Origin of the sequence: Sinorhizobium fredii NGR234 (assembly GCF_000018545.1) — a bacterium.
Classification (GTDB): domain Bacteria; phylum Pseudomonadota; class Alphaproteobacteria; order Rhizobiales; family Rhizobiaceae; genus Sinorhizobium; species Sinorhizobium fredii_A.
The window spans coordinates 3,870,022-3,888,979 of record NC_012587.1 but is presented as its reverse complement, the minus strand read 5'-3'; the positions used below and the strand labels follow the sequence as shown (position 1 = coordinate 3,888,979).

The following is an 18,958-nucleotide window of genomic DNA, read 5'->3' as shown; positions in this document are numbered from 1 at the left end:
GCTTTGTTTGTCCTGCGCATTTCCAGACGGCGAATCGCTGCACGCTTCGCCTGGAAATGCTTATTTGTCGCTTTCGGTAAGCCCCTTGATGAACCACCGCTGGAAGATCACGACGATCATCACCGGCGGCAGCATGGCGAGGATCGCCAGCGCGAAAGCCTCGTTGTAGTCGGGAATGTTGGAGCCGACCCAGACGAGCAGGATCTGCTTGATGCCGCGCACCAGCGTGAAGAAGCCCTCGTCGGTCGTCATCAAGGTCGGCCACAGATATTGGTTCCAGCCGTAGACGAACATGATGATGAAGATCGCCGCCATCATGGTGCGCGACAGCGGCACCAGCACGTCGATGAAAAACTTGAACGGTCCGGCACCATCGATGCGCGCCGCCTCCAAGAGTTCGTCCGGCACCGACTTGAAGAACTGGCGGAAATAGAAGGTGCCCGTTGCAGAGGCGAGAAGCGGCACGATCAGCCCGGTATAGGTGTTCGTCAGCCTCAACGCATTCATCACCTCGTAGGAAGGCAGGATGCGGACTTCGAGCGGCAGCAGCAGAGTCGTGAAGATCACCCAGAAGAAGAAGGTCGCCAGCGGAAAGCGGAAATAGACGATCGCATAGGCCGCCAGCATCGAGAGGACGATCTTGCCGACCGCGAAGCCGAGACCGAGGATCATCGAATTCAGCATCATGTTGAGCCCGGTGACCTTGCCGGTGAAGCCGCCTTCGCGGGTCAGCACCGCCTCGTAGGTCTCTGTGAAATGGCCGCCCCAGGTAAGGCTGAGGCCGTTGCGATGGATGTCGGCCGCTTCATGCGTCGAGGTCATGAAGGCGACCACGACCGGCGCCACCATGATGAAGACGCCGATAAGCAAAATGACGTGGTCGAAGAACCGGGTGCGATGCATCGGCGTTCCCTCAATTGTAGTGCACGCGCCGCTCGATGAAGCGGAACTGAAAGACGGTGAGCACCAGGACGACGAGCATGAGGATCACCGATTGCGCCGAAGAACCGCCGAGGTCGCTGCCGCGAAAGCCGTCCATGTAGACCTTGTAGACAAGGGTAATGGGATTGTTGGCGGCCTTGTCCTTCACCATCACGTCGATGACGCCGAATGTGTCGAAGAGCGCATAGGTGACGTTGATGATCAGCAGGAAGAAAGCGGTCGGCGCCAGCAGTGGCAGGATGACCGTCCAGAAACGACGGAACTCGGAGCGGCAGTCGAGTGCCGCCGCCTCGCGCACCGAGACCGGAATGCCCTGCAGTCCGGAAAGGAAGAAGATGAAGTTGTAGGGGATCTGCTTCCAGACCGAGACGACAATCATCGCAAAGGCCGTGTCGGAATAATCGAGACCGACCTTGATGTCCCAGCCGAACCAACGGGCGAACTCGACGAGCGGGCCGATATGCTGGTTGAAGAACATCATGCCGATCAGGCCGGCGACCGGTGGGGCGATCGCATAGACCCAGATGAGCAGCGTCTTGTAGGCGGCATTGCCGCGAATGACGCCGTCCGCCTTGATGGCGAGAAGCAGGCCGATCGACAGCGCGAAAAAGGCGACGAGGGCGGTGAAAATCGCTGTGAACTGCGCGATTCCGAGATATTCGGTCGACTTCAGGACGTCGGTGTAGTTGCTCATGCCGACGAAGGTCGCGCCGAAGCCGAACGGATCCTCGAGGTAGAAGGAAGACTGGATCGCCTGGACGGACGGCCAGTAGAAAAACACGAAGATGATCGCGAGCTGCGGCGCAAGAAACAGGTAGGGCAGGAAGGGTGACGAGAACTGCACGCGCTTGGCGAACGTCTGCTGCCCTTCGAGGCCGGACGCGCCCCTCATCCTGCCTGCCGGCCACCTTCTCCGCGCCGCTGCGGGGAGAAGGGACGTCCCGAAGGACGCTGCATTCCCCTCTCCGGGCGCGCGGGGAGAGGGCCAGGGTGAGGGGCTCGTCTGGCTCATCGATCAGCCGGCCGTCTTGGCGAACCGGGCGAGCAGCTCGTTGCCTTCCCGCTCGATCGTTTCGAGGGCATCCTTCACGGTCGCTTCGCCGGAGAAGATACGACCGTATTCACGCTCCATGATCTCGCGGATCTGCGGGTAGAAGCCGAGGCGGTAGCCCTTGGACCATTCGCCGGCCGGCAGCAGCAGCTGCTTGATGCCGACTTCGGCGATCGGCTTTTCCTTGTAGTAGCCGTCCTTCTCAGCGAGCGCATAGGCAGCCTTGGTGATCGCCACGTAGCCGGTGGACTTGTGGTAGAAATACTGGACTTCCGGCGAGGTCAGGAACTCAAAGAAATCGGCGACGCACTTGTTTTCCTCGTCCGACTTGCCGGACATGGCAAAGAGTGCCGCGCCGCCGATGAAGGAGTTGGTGCCGGCGCCATTGATCGCGCCCCAATAGGGCAGGAAGGTCGCAGAGAAGGGCATGGTCGCCGTCTTCTGCAGGCCGCCGAAGGAGCCGGAGGAGCCGATCCAAAGGGCTGCCTTGCCCTCTTCGAAGACCTTCTGGTTGTCATTCCAGCCGGCGCCGTAGAAGGCGAAATAGCCCTGGTCCTTCCAGGCCTTCAGCTTCTCGAACATCATTTCGAGGTTCGGGTCGGTGACGTTGAGCTTGGTGTCGACGACGCTGTCGTAGCCGTTGTTGTTGGTGGCGAACTGGATGTTGTTGCGCGAGAAGAAGTTCTCGGTGAACTGCCAGGTGAGCTGCGACTGGACGAGCGGGATGAAGCCGGCTTCCTTCAGCTTCGGCGCGATCGCCTCGAACTCTTCCCAGGTCTTCGGCGCCTCGACGCCGGCCTTCTTCAGGGCCTCGTCGTTGATGTACATGATCGGTGCCGACGAGTTGAACGGCATGCCGACGAACTTGCCTTCTGCATCGGCGTAGAAATGGCGCACGCCATCGATGAAGGCGTTGCGATCGAAGCCGTAGCCCGCCTTGGTGATCAGGTCTTCCGCCGGAATGACGGCGCCCTTGGCGTTGATGATCGTTGCGGCGCCGGCGTCGAAGACCTGCAGGATGTTCGGCTGTTCGCCGGCGCGGAAGGCGGCGATGCCGGAGGCAAGCGCCTCCTCATAGGTGCCCTTGCTGACGGGCGTCAGCGCGCAGGCGCTCTGGGCCGCGTTGAATTTCAGGGCGACCTCGTTGATGACCTCGCCGTTGCGGCCGGCCATGCCGTGCCACCAGGTGATGTCGGTCGCAGCGAGCGACGTCGTCGTGGAAAATGCAAGAGCTAGGGCTGCGAGCGAAATCGTTTTGAACATGTCTGGGTCCCTCTCCACCGTGATTGCGGTGGAAGTGGACTAGTGACCTTCGATGACAGGCCGGTAATGCTTTTGTGTCGGATCGATTACATTTTTGATCGTTTGATCAAAACGCATCCGGCAGGTGCCGCGGCCAGCGCCAGGGCATGACGGCGACGATGTCGTAGCGGACCGAGAGGCAGTGAAAATCCGCCTGGCGCGACAGCCAGACGTCGCTTGCCGCCCTGATCCGCCGTTGCGCCGTATCGGAGACCGCGAAGACCGCCCCGTCGAAACTCGCCCGGGCCTTCACTTCGACGCAGGCGATCAAGTCGCCGCGCCGGGCGATGATATCGATCTCGCCCAGTTTGGTTCGATAGCGCATGGCGACGATGCGGTAGCCCTTGACGATCAGGCAGAGCGCGGCGCGGTATTCGGCGAGATGGCCGCGCTTCAGCGCCCGAAGCTTGCGGCCATCAGGACGCTCAGCCTTCATCGCCGTCCTTGAGGCTCAAAAGCCGGTCGTAGAGCTCCTTGCGCGGCAAACCGGTGCGGCGCGCCGCTTCCGTCGCTGCCTTGCCCATCGGCATGTCGCGGGCTAGTTCCCTGAGGAGCGCGTCCACATCCGCGGCCGCGGGGGCTGGCTTTGCGTCCGGCGGACCGATCACCAGAACGATCTCGCCCTTGACGGTCGCGCCTTCCTCATAAAAGGTCCTGAGCTCGCCGAGCGTACCGCGGCGGAATTCCTCGAAGGTCTTGGTCAGTTCACGGCAGACGGCGGCTTTCCTCTCTTCGCCGAAAACCTCAGCGGCCGCGGTGACGGTCGCGGCGATGCGGTGAGGCGACTCGAAAAAAAGCAGCGTCGCCGGCACCTCGGCAAATTCCCTGAGCCGGTCGCGCTTCGCCTTGTCCTTGGTGGGCAGGAAGCCGGCAAACAGGAAGGCGTCGCTTGGAAGGCCCGAGCCGACGAGGGCCGCGAGCGGCGCCGACGGCCCGGGAATGGGCACGACCCGGTGACCTGCGTCGATGGCGAGTTGCGCCAGGCGATAGCCGGGGTCGGAGACCAGCGGCGTTCCGGCATCGGAGACGAGCGCCACCGATTTCCCGTCGGCAAGTGCTGAAAGCAGCCGCGGCCCGGCCTCGGCGGCGTTATGCTCATGGTAGGCAACCGGCCGGTTGACGATGCCGTAGCGGTCGAGCAGCACCCGCGTCACCCGCGTGTCCTCGCAGGCGAGCAGATCGGCACCGGCAAGCGTCTCGAGCGCCCTCAAAGTGATATCGGCAAGATTGCCGATCGGCGTCGCCACCAGATAGAGGGCCGGCTCCAGCGGCCGCGCCGGAATGCTTGCATTGTGCAGGCGAAAGCTGCGGTGTCGTTCCTTCTCCGCCGCCTCGGCCGATTGCTGCTTGTCCAATGCCATGTTCCCGCTCATGCCCGGCACCGCCGGTTCGCCCCTTTATGAGTGAGCGGCAAGCGCAGGGCAAGGGCGCCCATCTCGCCAGGCGCCTCCATTTGGGAAAAGCCCGCGAAACCGCTTGCTTTCGCGGCAATTTTTCTGCCATTTTGCCCGTCCACATCGCTCCGGCCGGCTGGCCGGGACACACGCAGTTTGACGCTGCGGCGGGCGCCTTGCCCGTCCGGCTATGGTTGAAAGCGGTAGCATCCCATGCGCATTACTCTCGAGCGGTCCAACCTTTTGAAATCGCTGAACCATGTCCATCGCGTGGTCGAACGACGCAACACCATACCGATCCTCTCGAACGTGCTGCTGCGCTCCGACGGCGCCAGCCTTGAAATGAAGGCGACGGACCTCGACCTCGAGATCACCGAGGCCACGCCGGCGCAGGTCGAACAGGCCGGCGCGACGACCGTTCCGGCGCATCTGCTCTACGACATCGTCCGCAAGCTGCCGGATGGTTCGGAGGTGCGGCTCGCCACCAATGCCGAGGGTACCGCAATGACGGTTGCCTCGGGCCGCTCCAAGTTCTCGCTGCAATGCCTGCCGCAATCGGATTTTCCGGATCTGACGGCCGGCAGCTTCTCGCATTCCTTCCGCCTCAAGGCGACGGATCTGAAGATGCTGATCGACAGGACGCAGTTCGCGATCTCGACCGAGGAGACGCGCTACTACCTCAACGGCATCTTCGTCCACACGGTGGAGAACAAGGGTGAGCTCAAGCTGCGTGCGGTGGCAACCGACGGCCATCGCCTCGCCCGCGCCGACATCGAGGCGCCGGCCGGCTCCGAGGGCATGCCCGGCATCATCATTCCGCGCAAGACGGTCAGCGAATTGCAGAAGCTGCTCGACACGCCGGACGTGGTCGTCACCGCTGAAGTCTCGGACGCGAAGATCCGCCTGACGATCGGCTCGATCGTCATGACATCCAAGCTGATCGACGGCACCTTCCCGGACTATCAGCGGGTGATTCCGGCCGGCAACGACAAGGAGCTGCGCGTCGACTGCCAGTCCTTCGCGCAAGCCGTCGACCGCGTCTCGACGATCTCCTCCGAACGCGGCCGCGCCGTCAAGCTGGCACTCACCGACGGCCAGATGACGCTGACCGTCAACAACCCGGATTCCGGTAGCGCAATGGAAGAACTGCCGGTCGGCTACGAGAACGATCCGCTCGAAATCGGCTTCAACGCCAAATATCTGCTCGACATCACCGCCCAACTGACCGGCAATGAAGCGGTCTTCATGCTGGCCGATCCCGGCTCTCCGACGCTGGTGCGTGACCTCGCGGCGGACGACGCGCTTTACGTGCTCATGCCGATGCGCGTCTGAGGCTGAACCGCGCTGCATTTCCATCGCTGGATCGGCGGCGATTTAGGGATAGATCAGCAGAGCGATTTCGGATTGAAACCCGCCACGCGCCCGCTTGGCGGGTTTTTCACAGGGCCGACGTCGCTCTCTGTTGATAAACTGTCGCTTTCAGACGCGGGCCGACTTGTTTTCGCCGCAGATGCGAGCACATTATGAGAAGAGGTTCGCGCGGGCCGCCGAATAGCGGCGACGCGTGCGTTGTCATGGAACAATGAAGCCGAGGGGATTCAATGAGTCTGCGCCTGAAGGTGAAGGAAAAGTTCGGTCAGAAGTTCGACGAAGAGATTCGCTTCTTCAAGGGCTGGATGAGCAACACCCGAGCCGTCGGCGCGATCCTGCCTACGTCCTCGATAACGGCGCGACGCATGGCGAGCGTCGTCAACCCGCGTTCCGGCCTGCCGGTTCTCGAGCTCGGTCCGGGCACGGGCGTCATCACCAAGGCGATCCTGGAGCGCGGCATCTCCCCTGACAGGCTGGTATCGGTGGAATACTCGACCGAATTCTTCAATCAGCTGAAGGCGGATTTCGCCGGCGTCAACTTCATCAACGGCGATGCATTCGACCTTGCGCGCACGCTCGGCGCACTGAACGGTCAGCAGTTCGACAGCGTCATCTCCGCCGTCCCGCTGCTGAACTTCCCCATGCACCGCCGCGTCGAGCTGATCGAGGACCTGCTGTCGCGCATCCCCTTCGGTCGTCCTGTCGTTCAGATCTCCTACGGGCCGATGTCGCCGGTCGTCGCCATGCCGGATCGCTATCGCATCCAGCATTACGATTTCGTCGTGCGCAACATCCCGCCGGCTCAGCTCTGGGTCTACAGCAAGGCTCACTAAAGCGTGTCGCGTTCAATCGGCCTCATATCCGGCCGCATTGAAGTAGTTCCGGCATTCTGTGACGGAGAAGAGATTGCAGATATCGCCGAGTGCATCGGCGATGGCGTCGAAACTGCGGGCGGCCCGCTTGCGCAGCAGCGCCTTGAGCTTGGAGAAGGCCATTTCGATCGGGTTGAGGTCGGGCGAATAGGGTGGCAGGAAGAGCAGCCATGCGCCTTTCGCCTTGACCATTTGTTCGGCCCGCTCGCTCTTGTGGAAGCCGACATTGTCGAGAATGACGACGTCTCCGGGCGACAGCGTCGGGGCGAGTTGCGTTTCGATCCAGGTCTCGAAGATGCGCCGGTTCATCGGCGCGTTGACGATAAAGGGCGCGACCACGCCATGTGATCGCAGGCCGGCGATGAAGGTCTGCGTCTTCCACGAACCGAAGGGGGCGTGGGCGCGATAGCGTTGCCCTTTTGGTGCCCAGCCTGAGCGCTTGGTCAGCTTGGTATTGGTCGAGGTCTCGTCGATAAAGACCAGTCGCGCCAATGCCTTGTTGAAGAAGCGCCGGCGTCGCCGGGTCCAGAGCTCACGCGCCCGCGCGATCTCTGGGCGCTGCTGCTCACTTGCCTGCAGGCTTTTTTTTATGGCTGAGGTCGAGGCGGTGGAGAAGACGGCCAACATTGGAGCGGTGCACGATGACGCCGCGCCCGGCGAGTTCCAGGCACAGTTCGTCCAGCGTCAGGTCGCCATTCTGCGCCAGGCGCTCGCGGACCCACTCGCCATGCGCGTTCAGCTTGCCGCCACCCAGATGGCCTTGCCGCCGTGGCGCCAGCGATCCGGTCGCGCGTTTGAGCTTCACCAGATTGTTCACGAAACGCGGCGACACCCGGAAGTGCCGGGCCGCGGCCCGATGGCTGTGACCGTCCTCGACAAACGCAATGACACGACTACGCAAAGCAAGCGGATGTGATTTGCCCATGGTGTCCCTCCCGTCAAAGCGAGGGAATCACAGCCAACCCCGATTCGGGAATCCTGAATCCTAAAAATCGCGACCCGCTTTAGACCGCCGGCCCGCCCGTGTTCGGCGTCTATCTCACGCATCCGCAAGTCAAGATCGATGCTGCCGTCGCGGTGCCGGAATGGGGCCTGTCCGATCTCGGCCGGGAACGGGCGCGCATGACCTCCGGGCAGCCGTGGGTCCGATTGCTTGGCCGCGTCATATCGAGCGCCGAGAGGAAGGCGCTGGAAACCGCAATGTTCCTCGCCGAGGCTGCAGGCGTTCCGGTCGAGACGGACGAGGAGACGGGCGAGAATGACCGTTCCGCGACCGGATTCCTCCCGCCGGAGGACTTCGAAAGGGCAGCGGACCGGTTCTTCGCCCATCCCGAGGAGAGCTATTCGGGCTGGGAGCGCGCCATCGACGCCCAGGCGCGCATCGCAAGGGCCGTGTTCTACATACTCGACCGCCACGATCCGGCCATCCCGATCGCCTTTGTCGGCCATGGCGGTGTCGGCACATTGCTGAAATGCCGGATGGCAGGCGTGCCGATCGCCCGCAGCGCCGATCAATTGCCGGGCGGCGGTAATCTCTTTGCCTTCCGTCTTGCGGATCGCGCCGTCACATGCGACTGGACGCCGATGGAAATCTGGCAGGGGTGATCTCGACATGAGCACAGGCGCGCGCGACCGGCTGATCGTCGGCCTCGACCTTCCGACGATCGCCGAGGCGGAAAGGATCGTCTCGACGCTTGGCGACGAGGTCGTCTTCTACAAGATCGGCTACCAGCTCGCCTTCGCCGGCGGCCTGGACTTCGCCCGCGATCTGGCGGCGAGCGGCAAGAAGGTCTTTCTCGACATGAAGCTGCTCGACATCGACAACACGGTGGCGAAGGGCGTCGAGAACATCGTCAGGATGGGCATGTCGATGCTGACGCTGCATGCCTATCCGAAGGCGATGAAGGCGGCTGTCGAAGCGGCGAAAGGCTCCGATCTCTGCCTGCTCGGCGTCACGGTGCTGACCTCGATGGACGCGCAAGACGTCATCGATGCCGGCTACGGCTCGGATCCGCATAGCCTGGTGCTGCGCAGGGCCGAACAGGCACGCGCTGCCGGCATGGGCGGCATCGTCTGTTCGGCGGAGGAAGCCGCCGCCGTCCGCCGCGTCGTCGGTTCGGAGATGGCGGTGGTAACGCCCGGCATTCGCCCCGCCGGCACGGAGAAAGGCGACCAGAAACGGGTGATGACACCGGCCGAGGCGATCCGTGCCGGATCGAGCCATCTCGTCGTCGCCCGGCCGATCGTCAAGGCCGCCGATCCGCTGGCTGCCAGCCGCAGCATACTTGCCGAGATGCAGAACGCCCTCTCCGGTTGACACCGGAGGCCGCAGCCGGCCTCGACTTTATCGACTTCCGGTGAGTGGGGCGCTTGACCTCGACCAAGAATTGCCGGAAGTAACGATCCCGTCTGTGCTTTTCGAGAAAGACGAGGAACTCGTAAATGGCCAAGGGATACTGGATTGCTCGGGTCGATATCAGAGACCCCGAACGCTACAAGGACTATGTGGCAGCCGCCAAGCCCGCCTTCGAGAAATACGGCGCGACCTTCCTGGCGCGCGGCGGAGAGTTCCAACGGCTGGAAGGCGCCGTTCGCGCCCGCAATGTGGTGATCGAATTCCCCTCCCTGCAGGCGGCCGTCGACTGCTACAATTCCCCGGAATACCAGATCGCCGCGGCGATCCGCCAAGAGGTCGCCGACGCCGAGATGGTCGTGGTGGAGGGCGTCTGAGACGCGGCTCCTGGCAGTGCCGGCCGGGCAGGCGCGAGGCTCGCGGCGACGCGCGGAATGGCCTTCACCTTGGCCGCCGCTTCGGCTATGTAGCAAGCAATTCTTCCAAACGACTTCAGGAGCGCGCTTCCCATGACCTTGTCCAACCTTCCGCCGCTGGTGACGATTTTCGGCGGATCCGGATTTGTCGGCCGTCATGTGGTGCGCGCCCTTGCCAAGCGGGGCTATCGCATTCGCGTTGCGGTGCGCCGGCCGGACCTGGCAGGTCACCTCCAGCCGCTCGGCACGATGGGGCAGATTTCCTTCGTTCAGGCCAATCTGCGCTATCGCAAGTCCGTTGATCGCGCCGTCGAGGGCGCCGACCATGTGATCAACTGTGTCGGCGTGCTCTTCGAGAGCGGCCGCAACACCTTTGACGCGGTTCAGGACTTCGGCGCCCGCGCCGTCGCGGAAGCCGCCCGTGCGGCCGGCGCGACGCTGACGCATATCTCGGCAATCGGCGCCAACACGAATTCAGAATCGCAATATGCCCGCACCAAGGGCCGGGCCGAGATCGCCATCCTCGAAACGGTTCCCGAGGCGATCATCCTGCGCCCGTCGATCATCTTCGGGCCGGAGGACGACTTCTTCAACAAGTTCGCCAGCATGGCGCGCTTCGCGCCGGCGCTGCCGCTGATCGGCGGCGGCCAGACGAAGTTCCAGCCGGTCTATGTGACGGATGTCGCCGAAGCCGTCGCCCGCGCCGTCGACGGCAAGCTCAAGGGCGGGACGATCTATGAACTCGGTGGCGCGCAGGTCCTGTCGTTCCGCGAATGTCTGGAGATCACGCTCAACACCATCGATCGCAAGCGTTCCTTCGTGTCGATCCCCTTCGGCATCGCATCGCTTCTCGGCAGCGTCGCATCGCTCGTTCCCTTCATCGCGCCGCCGATTACCGCCGACCAGGTGGTGTTGCTGAAATCCGACAATGTCGTTTCGGCGGCGGCCGAAGCCGAGGGCCGCACACTAGCCGGCATCGGCATCGAACCGACATTGCTCGATTCGATCCTGCCGACCTATCTCGTACGTTTTCGCCCGCAAGGACAGTATACGCGCGGCGGCCGCGCGGCCTGATTGCCCTGCAACCCGCCCGGTTCGATTCCAGCCGCCGGTCCCGCCGGCGGCTTTCGCTTGTGGCACTGGCGCAACAGCGTTGCAGTTCTGCCGCAGTCGAAAACGGGAATGATGTTTACCGCAGATTCAGCATGTCCTGATATTGATCATGACACGCCCGGCGAATAAACACCGCTCGCACCCAAGGCGCGGCAAGCGCAGGCGGTGACAACATCATAGTCGAAAGGCATAACGTCTCATGGGCAAGTCGATCGCAATCTTTTTTGCGTCTGCGGCACTGATCATTCTGGCTGGCTCATTCATCGCACCGGGTACCGTGGCGAGCAGCAGCAAGGGCTGCACGCCTGCCTATGGCGTCGACCCGTGCACGACGGCGTCGATCGGCGCTTCCGGCTGGTAAGCCGGTCAACTGCCTCGTCTTCGAGGCAGACATTGTGAGTTCATTGGCGGGGGCCAGGGGCCGCATGCGTTTCGCAAGAGACGCATGCGGCTTTTTTGTTTCTACGTGCGATTTTCTTCCGGTTCGCGCCCCCTCATCCGGCCTGCCGGCCACCTTCTCCCCGTAAACGGGGCGAAGGAGACTCGCGGCACGCTCTAAAGTCCCGTCTCCCCGCGTGCGGGGAGAGGGCTAGGGTGAAAGGCGAATCTATGGCAGAGCGGCTCGCAAGCGCAGAGTCTACCCAACCAACCAAAGCCCGACCAGCCCCGCCGTGCCGACGACGATGCGCCAGATCGCGAAGGGCGTGAAGCCGCGATGCGAGACGAAATCGAGCAGCGAGCGCACCACGACGATCCCCGCGACGAAGGCGGCGATGAAGCCGATGGCGATGACGCCGATGTCGTCGAAGGAGAGCGCGTCACGGTTCTTGTAGAGATCGAGGGTGAAGGCGCCCAACATGGTCGGCATGGCGAGGAAGAAGGAGAATTCGGCCGCCGAACGCTTGTCGGTTCCCATCAAGAGGGCGCCGGCGATCGTTGCGCCGGAGCGCGACGTCCCCGGAATCATCGCCAGGCACTGGAAGAGGCCGATCTTCAGCGCCAGGGACGGCGGGTAGTCGAAGACGTCGGTATAGCGCGGCTGAAGCGGCAGGCGATCGATTGCGTAGAGAATGACGCCGCCGACGATCAGAACGACGCAGATCAGCATCGGCGTCTCGAACAACACCGCCTTGATGAAGCCGTGCGCCGCCGCGCCGATCAGCGCCGCCGGCAGGAAGGCGATGAGCACGGAAAACACGAAGCGGCGCGCCTTGACGCTCGTCGGCAGGGCCAGCGCGATCGACAGGAGCTTCTGGAAATAGACGAGCAGGATGGCAAGGATGGCACCGAGCTGGATGAGCACGGCAAAGGTGTTTCCCGGCGACTTGAAGCCGAGGAAGTGCCCGGCGAGCAGCACATGCGCCGTCGACGAGACGGGGATGAATTCCGTCAGCCCTTCGATGAGCCCGAGCACGAGCGCGCTGATGATCGATTGATCGGCCATATATGAACGTTTCCTGATATTCTTGGATTTGGGAGGAGGAGGTCGATTCTCTTGTGTTTGCCACCGCAACTACCTATAGCTCGTTGTATGAAGCCGTGGCCAGTTGCATATGCCGCGATGCCGACTGCATGTTTCCTTAAATCGAGCCGATTTAAGGATCAAAGCATGCGAGCGATTCAAAGTGCTGCAGCGTCCTGGTGCGTCTGAAAAGACGCACGGCGCTGCAGATCCCCGAAAAACAGCTGCAATCTGATCATCGATGCCGACACTGTATCATCACCCTATGTCCTCTGCCTCGCGGTTCGTACGCCTTATTCTCTCAGAATATGGCTATCAGACGGAATTGAGCGAAGAGCAGCCCTGGGAGAACCGGCGCGACTTCCTGGCGCTCAACCCGGCCGGCACCCTGCCGGTCTATGTCGACGACAGCATGCGGGCGCTTTGCGGCGCGACGATCATTTCGGAATATCTCGACGAAACCAGCGGCATCATGAAACGCGACCGCCGGCTTTTGGCGGAGGATCCGTTCCAGCGCGCCGAAATCCGCCGGCTCACCGAATGGTTCCTGCACAAGATGGAAGCCGACGTGACGCGGCCGCTGGTGCGCGAGCGCATCTTCAAGCTGCAGATGACGCCCGACCAGGGTGGCGGCGCGCCGGATTCGAAGGTCCTCAGGACGTCGCGCAGCAATGTCCGCCAGCACATGAAGTATCTCTCGTGGCTCGCCGGCTCGCGCCCGTGGCTGGCCGGCGACCGGATCTCCTACGCCGACCTCGCGGCGGCCGCGGCGACCTCCGTCCTCGACTATCTCGGCGAAATCGACTGGTCCGACGCGCCGACCGCCAAGGAATGGTACCAGCGGCTCAAATCCCGGCCGTCCTTCCGCCCGCTGCTCGCCGAGCGGGTGCGCGGTGTAACCCCCGTCTCCCATTATGCGGACCTTGACTTCTAAGGACACGACAATGCCCGGCCACGCTATAAAGGCGGAGAACCAGGGCAGGAAACGACGGACGCTCACCGCCTTCCTGAAGGAAGAGGCCGCGGCCAAGGGCTTCGACCTCTGTCGCATCACCCGGCCGGACGCGATTCCCGAGGCGCCGGACAGGCTTGCGCAATTCCTTGACGCCGGCTGGCATGGGACGATGGAATGGCTTGCCGAGACGGCGGAGCGGCGCGCCGATCCGCGGGTGCTGTGGAGCGAGGTCCGCTCGATCGTACTGTTCGGGATGAATTACGGCCCCGACAGCGATCCGCTCGCGATCCTCGCCAAGCGGGACCGAGGCGCGATCTCGGTCTACGCTCAGAACCGCGACTATCACGACGTCGTCAAGGGCCGGCTGAAGGAGATCGCCACGCGCTTTGCGGCACGCGCCGGCGAGGACGTGAAAGTCTTCGTCGACACCGCCCCGGTCATGGAAAAGCCGCTCGCGGAAAAGGCCGGCATCGGCTGGCAGGGCAAGCATACCAATCTCGTCAGCCGCGAATTCGGCTCCTGGCTGTTTCTCGGCAGCCTGTTCACGACCGCCGATCTCGATCTCGATGCGCCCGAGCGCGACCATTGCGGCTCCTGCCGGGCCTGTCTCGATGCCTGTCCGACCGACGCCTTTCCGGCGCCCTACCGCATCGATGCGCGGCGCTGCATCTCCTATCTGACCATCGAGCACAAGGGGCCGATCGACCGCGAATTGCGGCCGCTGATCGGCAACCGCATCTATGGCTGCGACGACTGTCTCGCCGTTTGTCCCTGGAACAAGTTTGCACGCTCGGCCTCGGAGATGAAGCTCAGGGCACGGGAGGACCTCCAGGAGCCGGAGCTCGCCGCCCTGCTGACGCTCGACGACGCCGCATTCCGCAGCCTGTTCTCCGGCTCCCCGGTGAAACGTATCGGACGCGACCGCTTCGTCAGAAATGTCTTGATCGCCGCCGGCAATTCCGGTCAGAAGGACCTGATACCCGCCTGCAAGGCATGCGCGCGCGATGGCTCGCCAACCGTCAGAGGGATGGCCGTCTGGGCGCTGTCGCGCCTGATGCCGGCGGGCGACCTGGCAGCTTTCGCCGCGGAATGCGGACAGGAAACCGACGACGAGGTGCTTTCGGAATGGGAAATGGCAGGAGTGAGCCGATGCATGTCCTGATACTTGGCGCCGGCTATTCCGGCACGGCCATCGCGAAGGCGTTCGCCCCCGCGGCGCAATCGGTAACGGGAACCACCCGGTCACCGGAGAAGCTGGCAACGCTCAAGGCCGCAGGCATCGAGCCTCTGCTGTTCGACGGCAACGCGATTTCCGCTGATCTCGCCGAGGCGATGCGCAAGACGACTCACCTCGTCCAGTCGATCGCCCCCGGTCGCGAAGGCGACCCGATGTTCCGGGCCGGCACGCCACCGCTCGAGAGGCTTCTGCCGAACCTTCGCTGGGTCGGTTATCTCTCCACCGTCGGCGTTTACGGCGATCATGGCGGCGGCTGGGTATCGGAGGAGACACCGCTCAAGCCTGTCTCGCAGCGATCCGTCGAGCGGGTCGAGGCGGAAAATGCCTGGCTGGATCATGGCGCGAGTCTGGGCATTCCCGTCGCCGTACTGCGGCTCGCCGGCATCTACGGGCCGGGCCGCAACGCCTTCCGCAACCTCACGGAAGGCACGGCGCGGCGCGTCGTGAAGCCGAACCAGGTCTTCAATCGCATCCGTGTCGAGGATATCGGGGCGGCGGCCGCATTCCTCGCCGGCCGCGGCATGGGCGGAATCTTCAACGTGACCGATGATGAGCCAGGGCCGCCGCAGGACGTGGTGGCCGAGGCCGCCCGGCTGATGGGTGTCGAGCCACCACCGGAGATTCCCTTCGAGAGCGCAGAGATGTCGTCGATGGCGCGATCCTTCTATGGCGAGAACAAGCGCGTCTCCAACACGCGGCTTCGCCGGGCTGGCTTCGAATTCGCCTTCCCGAACTATCGCGTTTCGCTTGCACAGCTATGGGCCAGCGGCACCTGGCGCGGCGAATAGATTTACTTCTGCGATACTTCTTTCAGAATATCGCCCCCCTCCAAAAGCATGTCGTGAGATCATCCGAAAGTAATAGATTCGGAAGATTCAGCGCTCCTGCCTCATACTGCCATATTTTGCCCTATACTTGTCCATTCACTACAACCTAAGCGATAGTTCGCATTTTTGACGAGGGAAATTCGTGAAAAATCCAGTGAATCGAAATTTTAAATGATTTTTTACGTTCGGCTGGCAGCTGCGCGGAACGAATGGGCGCTCAAATCGTTTAACCGCTGATTTCATAGAACTTCTTTGTCCTTTCTAAAGCAATTAAAACGGCACTCCATTTTTAAAATCACCATGTTTTTCAATAAATCCTAATCGAAGGTTAACGGTTGAAGCACGGTTTTGCCATTTTTTGCCCTAATTAGCTCGAACTGCAAGGGAACTAGTCGAACATTCAATCCGAAGAGGTCATCGCTTGAAGCCCGCGAAAATCAAGACTGCTGCCGCCGCAGCGCTATTCGCCGTCGGGATGGGTTTGGTCTCGGCATCCGACATCCAGGCAAAGGGAACGGGTTGCGGTGGCGCCTCCTGGTACGCCCTCACCTCGAAAACCGCCTCCGGTGAGCGCATGAACGCCGCGCGCCTGACGGCAGCCCACCGCAGCCTGAAATTCGGTACTAAGGTGCAGGTTACCAACAAGCGGAACGGCAAGTCCGTCGTAGTCCGGATCAACGACCGCGGCCCCTTCATTCGCGGCCGCGTGATCGATCTGTCCAAGGCGGCCGCCTCGCAGATCGGCATGATCCGCTCGGGCACGGCCAGCATCTGCTACCAAGTCGTCAATTCCTGATCATCCATCCGTCCACCGGGTCGGCTGGACGGATTATTCTGCGGGGCTGCTGCTCTGGCGGATAATGCGACCGCTCACTTGCTCTTCGAGGCCATCGCCGCTACCACGGCGAAAAAGGAGTTGATCGAAGATGCGATTGGGCGGACGGCTCTCGGGAGCCATTGACGTTCTTGACGATATCGAGAAGCGCAAGCGCCCGGTCGCCGACGCGCTCAAGGACTGGGGCCTCTCGCACCGCTTCGCCGGATCGGGCGATCGCGCCGCCATCGGCAACATCGTCTATGACGCACTTAGGATGAAGCTTTCCCATGCCTATCTGATGGACAGCGACAGCGCGGCCGCGCTTGGCCACGCGGTCATGTACCGCCAATGGGGCTTTACGCCCGACAAGCTCGCGGAGGAACTTGCCGATGACAAGTTTGCCCCGCAGGCACCTTCGGCGGAGATGATGACGGCGTTCGGCGCGCGGCGCATCGACGACGCGCCGCTCAACGTGCAAGGCGACATCCCCGAATGGACGCAGGCCTCCTTCGAGGAAAATTTTTCCGACGATTGGCTCGACGAAGCCAGGGCGCTCGCCGGCCGACCGACCCTCGACCTTCGGGTCAACACGCTGAAGGCCAGCCGCGACAAGGTGCTGAAGTCCCTGGAGCGCAGCGGCGCCGAGCCGGCGGCGATCGCCCGCCACGGCGTGCGCATCCCCGCTGGCGAAGGCGCCTCGCGGCTGCCGAACGTGACCGCCGAAATCTCGTTCCAGAAGGGCTGGTTCGAGGTTCAGGACGAAGGCTCGCAGATCGTTGCGGACCTGGTCTTCCCGCGTGAAGGCGAGCAGGTGCTCGACTATTGCGCCGGCGGCGGCGGCAAGACGCTCGCCATGTCCGCTGCCATGAACAACAAGGGCCAGGTGCATGCCTATGACACCGACCGCAAGCGTCTTGCGCCGATCATCGAACGGCTGAAACGGGCCGGCACCCGCAATGTGCAGGTGCACGAGTCGGCCGAAGCGCTGGCATCGCTCGCCGGCCGCTGCGACCGGGTGCTCGTCGATGCCCCCTGCACCGGCACCGGAACGTGGCGGCGCCGGCCGGACACGAAATGGCGCCTGACCCAGAAGAACCTCGAGGAGCGCTTGGCGCAGCAGGAAGAGGCGCTTGCCGGCGCCGCCCAGTTCGTCCGTCCCGGCGGCCATCTGATCTACGTGACCTGTTCGGTGCTGCCGGAAGAAAACGAGGCACAGGTCTACGGCTTCTGCGAGGACAATCCGGAGTTCGAGATCCTCTCGGCCGCAGACACCTGGGCGGCGCTGTTCGGCACCGACAAGCCGCAACCCTGGTCCGCCGACATGAAGACCGTCACCCTGACGCCCGCCTCGACCGGAACCGACGGGTTCTTCTTCTGCCTGATGGGCAGAAAAGGATAGCATTCCCTGCACCCCGCAAGGGGAGGTCGTAATTTGAAAATGTTCTAAACTATACGCTTTGACACCAGTTTACTTTTGGTTCATGACAATGGCGCTTTACCCGGCCTCGAGCCGTTGCTCGGCCGACATGCCAAGGAGAGGGTCATGACCAAGAATTTCATCCGCGCCGCTGCGCTGGCACTCATGACGGCCACGTCCGTGCTTGCTCTGCAGCCGGCCAGCGCCGCGACGGATGCCGCTGCGGTCGTCAAACACTATGCCGCCGTCGCGCACGCCAAATACGAGGACGCACTGACAACGGCCGAGGCGCTCGACAAGGCGGTCGATGCACTGATCGCAGGCCCAAGCGAAGAGACGCTGAAGGCGGCGCGCGACGCCTGGCTCAAGGCCCGCAACCCTTACCAGGAGACCGAGGTCTACCGCTTCGGCAATGCGATCGTGGACGAATGGGAAGGCAAGGTGAACGCCTGGCCGCTCGATGAGGGCCTGATCGACTATGTCGATCCGAGCTACGGCACGGAGAGCGACGAGAACGCGCTCTTCACCGCCAACGTCATCGCCAACAAGACGATCAAGATCGACGGCAAGGACGTCGACGCGACGAACATCACGCCGGAATTCCTGGCCGGCACGCTGCAGGAAGCCGGCGGCATCGAAGCGAATGTCGCGACCGGCTACCACGCCATCGAGTTCCTGCTGTGGGGCCAGGATCTGAACGGCACCGGCCCGGGCGCCGGCAAGCGCACCTATACCGATTTCGACACCAAAGCCTGCACGAACGGCAATTGCGACCGCCGCGCTGCCTACCTGAAGGCGGCGACCGACCTGCTCGTCGCCGACCTCAAGGAAATGGTCGCCAATTGGGCGCCGGAAGGTGCCGCGGCCAAGGCAGTGGAAGCGGACCCCAAGGCCGGTCTCGCGGCGATTCTCACCGGCATGGGCTCGCTCTCCTATGGGGAACTGGCCGGCGAGCGCATGAAGCTCGGCCTGCTGCTGCACGATCCGGAAGAAGAACACGACTGCTCCTCGGACAACACCCATAATTCGCATCTGCACGATGCGATCGGCATCCAGTCGGCCTATACCGGCGAATATACCCGGGTCGACGGCACGAAGCTTGCCGGCCCCTCGCTGTCCGAACTCGTCGCCGCCAAGGACGCCGCGCTCGACAAGGAGATGGCGACCAATCTCGCAACCACCGTCGAGAAGATGCAGGCGATGGCCAAGCGCGCCGAAGCTGGCGAGGCCTATGACCAGATGATCGCCGAAGGCAACAAGGACGGCAATGCGACCGTTCAGGCCGCCATCGACGGGCTGATCGCCCAGGCCAAGACCGTCGAGCGCGTCATCGCGGCGCTCGAACTCGGCACAATCGAGCTTGAAGGTTCCGACAGCCTGGATAATCCTAACGCGGTTTTCCAATAAGCCGAAAAGGCGGGTCGCTCCG

21 protein-coding genes are annotated in these 18,958 nt (G+C 62.9%); 13 read left to right on the top strand and 8 right to left on the bottom strand.

The features are described from left to right. Positions 1-60 precede the first annotated feature (60 nt). From ugpE to rsmI, 5 genes are all read right to left on the bottom strand, one after another. Positions 61-903, bottom strand: a complete 843-nt coding sequence (ugpE, locus tag NGR_RS29500) for a sn-glycerol-3-phosphate ABC transporter permease UgpE (protein ID WP_012710143.1) — start codon at positions 901-903, stop codon at positions 61-63. Between the two features lie 10 nt (positions 904-913). Next, positions 914-1,834, bottom strand: a complete 921-nt coding sequence (locus NGR_RS29495) for an ABC transporter permease subunit (protein ID WP_164924570.1) — start codon at positions 1,832-1,834, stop codon at positions 914-916. Positions 1,835-1,957: 123 nt separating this feature from the next. Further along, positions 1,958-3,256 carry an extracellular solute-binding protein gene (locus NGR_RS29490; protein WP_012710141.1) on the bottom strand — a complete coding sequence of 433 codons (1,299 nt, stop codon included), beginning with the start codon at positions 3,254-3,256 and terminating at the stop codon, positions 1,958-1,960. A 106-nt stretch (positions 3,257-3,362) separates the two neighbouring features. Further along, positions 3,363-3,731, bottom strand: a complete 369-nt coding sequence (locus tag NGR_RS29485) for a YraN family protein (RefSeq protein WP_012710140.1) — start codon at positions 3,729-3,731, stop codon at positions 3,363-3,365. After that, positions 3,721-4,668, bottom strand: coding sequence for a 16S rRNA (cytidine(1402)-2'-O)-methyltransferase (rsmI, locus tag NGR_RS29480; protein WP_012710139.1), 948 nt, complete (start codon positions 4,666-4,668; stop codon positions 3,721-3,723). Before rsmI ends, NGR_RS29485 begins: the two co-directional genes overlap by 11 nt. Positions 4,669-4,902: 234 nt before the next feature. Between rsmI and dnaN the strand changes: the two genes are divergently transcribed. After that, positions 4,903-6,021 (top strand): DNA polymerase III subunit beta, encoded by a 1,119-nt coding sequence (gene dnaN, locus NGR_RS29475; RefSeq protein WP_012710138.1) that lies wholly within the window; start codon positions 4,903-4,905, stop codon positions 6,019-6,021. Between the two features lie 269 nt (positions 6,022-6,290). Further along, entirely contained in the window at positions 6,291-6,893 is a 603-nt protein-coding gene (gene pmtA, locus NGR_RS29470) for a phospholipid N-methyltransferase PmtA (RefSeq protein WP_012710137.1), read from the top strand. A gap of 12 nt (positions 6,894-6,905) precedes the next feature. Here pmtA and NGR_RS29465 read toward each other — a convergent pair whose 3' ends face one another. Further along, positions 6,906-7,559 (bottom strand): IS630 family transposase, encoded by a 654-nt coding sequence (locus NGR_RS29465; protein WP_012708199.1) that lies wholly within the window; start codon positions 7,557-7,559, stop codon positions 6,906-6,908. Further along, positions 7,498-7,857 (bottom strand): helix-turn-helix domain-containing protein, encoded by a 360-nt coding sequence (locus NGR_RS33305; RefSeq protein WP_015886710.1) that lies wholly within the window; start codon positions 7,855-7,857, stop codon positions 7,498-7,500. The genes NGR_RS29465 and NGR_RS33305 overlap by 62 nt, the downstream gene beginning before the upstream one ends. Positions 7,858-7,955: 98 nt before the next feature. Between NGR_RS33305 and NGR_RS29460 the strand changes: the two genes are divergently transcribed. The 5 genes from NGR_RS29460 (at position 7,956) to NGR_RS32475 (ending at position 11,175) form a co-directional block, all read left to right on the top strand. Beyond that, positions 7,956-8,537, top strand: a complete 582-nt coding sequence (locus NGR_RS29460; RefSeq protein WP_012710136.1) for a histidine phosphatase family protein — start codon at positions 7,956-7,958, stop codon at positions 8,535-8,537. Positions 8,538-8,544: 7 nt separating this feature from the next. After that, positions 8,545-9,249: an orotidine-5'-phosphate decarboxylase gene (gene pyrF, locus NGR_RS29455; RefSeq protein ID WP_012710135.1), complete on the top strand. Its 705-nt coding sequence runs from the start codon at positions 8,545-8,547 to the stop codon at positions 9,247-9,249. Positions 9,250-9,374: 125 nt separating this feature from the next. Then, positions 9,375-9,662, top strand: coding sequence for a DUF1330 domain-containing protein (locus tag NGR_RS29450; protein WP_012710134.1), 288 nt, complete (start codon positions 9,375-9,377; stop codon positions 9,660-9,662). Between the two features lie 132 nt (positions 9,663-9,794). After that, positions 9,795-10,775, top strand: coding sequence for a complex I NDUFA9 subunit family protein (locus NGR_RS29445; protein WP_012710133.1), 981 nt, complete (start codon positions 9,795-9,797; stop codon positions 10,773-10,775). Positions 10,776-11,013: 238 nt separating this feature from the next. Continuing rightward, a complete protein-coding gene (locus NGR_RS32475; RefSeq protein WP_012710132.1) occupies positions 11,014-11,175 on the top strand; it encodes a hypothetical protein in 162 nt (53 codons plus the stop codon). Positions 11,176-11,451: 276 nt separating this feature from the next. Here the strand turns inward: NGR_RS32475 and NGR_RS29440 are convergent, their stop codons facing one another. Next, complete coding sequence (locus tag NGR_RS29440; RefSeq protein WP_012710131.1) at positions 11,452-12,258, bottom strand: undecaprenyl-diphosphate phosphatase; 807 nt, start codon at positions 12,256-12,258, stop codon at positions 11,452-11,454. A gap of 259 nt (positions 12,259-12,517) precedes the next feature. Here NGR_RS29440 and NGR_RS29435 point away from each other — a divergent pair, with 259 nt between their 5' ends. The 6 genes from NGR_RS29435 to NGR_RS29410 all read left to right on the top strand — a co-directional run bounded on the left by NGR_RS29435 (position 12,518) and on the right by NGR_RS29410 (position 18,936). Beyond that, positions 12,518-13,210 carry a glutathione S-transferase family protein gene (locus NGR_RS29435; RefSeq protein ID WP_012710130.1) on the top strand — a complete coding sequence of 231 codons (693 nt, stop codon included), beginning with the start codon at positions 12,518-12,520 and terminating at the stop codon, positions 13,208-13,210. A gap of 10 nt (positions 13,211-13,220) precedes the next feature. Continuing rightward, positions 13,221-14,393: a tRNA epoxyqueuosine(34) reductase QueG gene (gene queG / locus NGR_RS29430; RefSeq protein WP_012710129.1), complete on the top strand. Its 1,173-nt coding sequence runs from the start codon at positions 13,221-13,223 to the stop codon at positions 14,391-14,393. Next, on the top strand, positions 14,381-15,256 hold the full coding sequence (locus tag NGR_RS29425; protein ID WP_164924569.1) for an SDR family oxidoreductase: 876 nt from the start codon (positions 14,381-14,383) through the stop codon (positions 15,254-15,256). Before queG ends, NGR_RS29425 begins: the two co-directional genes overlap by 13 nt. Positions 15,257-15,716: 460 nt before the next feature. Next, complete coding sequence (locus NGR_RS29420) at positions 15,717-16,091, top strand: septal ring lytic transglycosylase RlpA family protein (protein WP_012710127.1); 375 nt, start codon at positions 15,717-15,719, stop codon at positions 16,089-16,091. 130 nt (positions 16,092-16,221) lie between these two features. Continuing rightward, the gene (locus NGR_RS29415) at positions 16,222-17,511 is read left to right on the top strand and encodes an RsmB/NOP family class I SAM-dependent RNA methyltransferase (RefSeq protein WP_012710126.1); all 1,290 of its coding nucleotides are present in this window, start codon (positions 16,222-16,224) and stop codon (positions 17,509-17,511) included. Between the two features lie 144 nt (positions 17,512-17,655). Continuing rightward, positions 17,656-18,936 carry an imelysin family protein gene (locus NGR_RS29410; RefSeq protein ID WP_012710125.1) on the top strand — a complete coding sequence of 427 codons (1,281 nt, stop codon included), beginning with the start codon at positions 17,656-17,658 and terminating at the stop codon, positions 18,934-18,936. Positions 18,937-18,958: the final 22 nt, after the last annotated feature.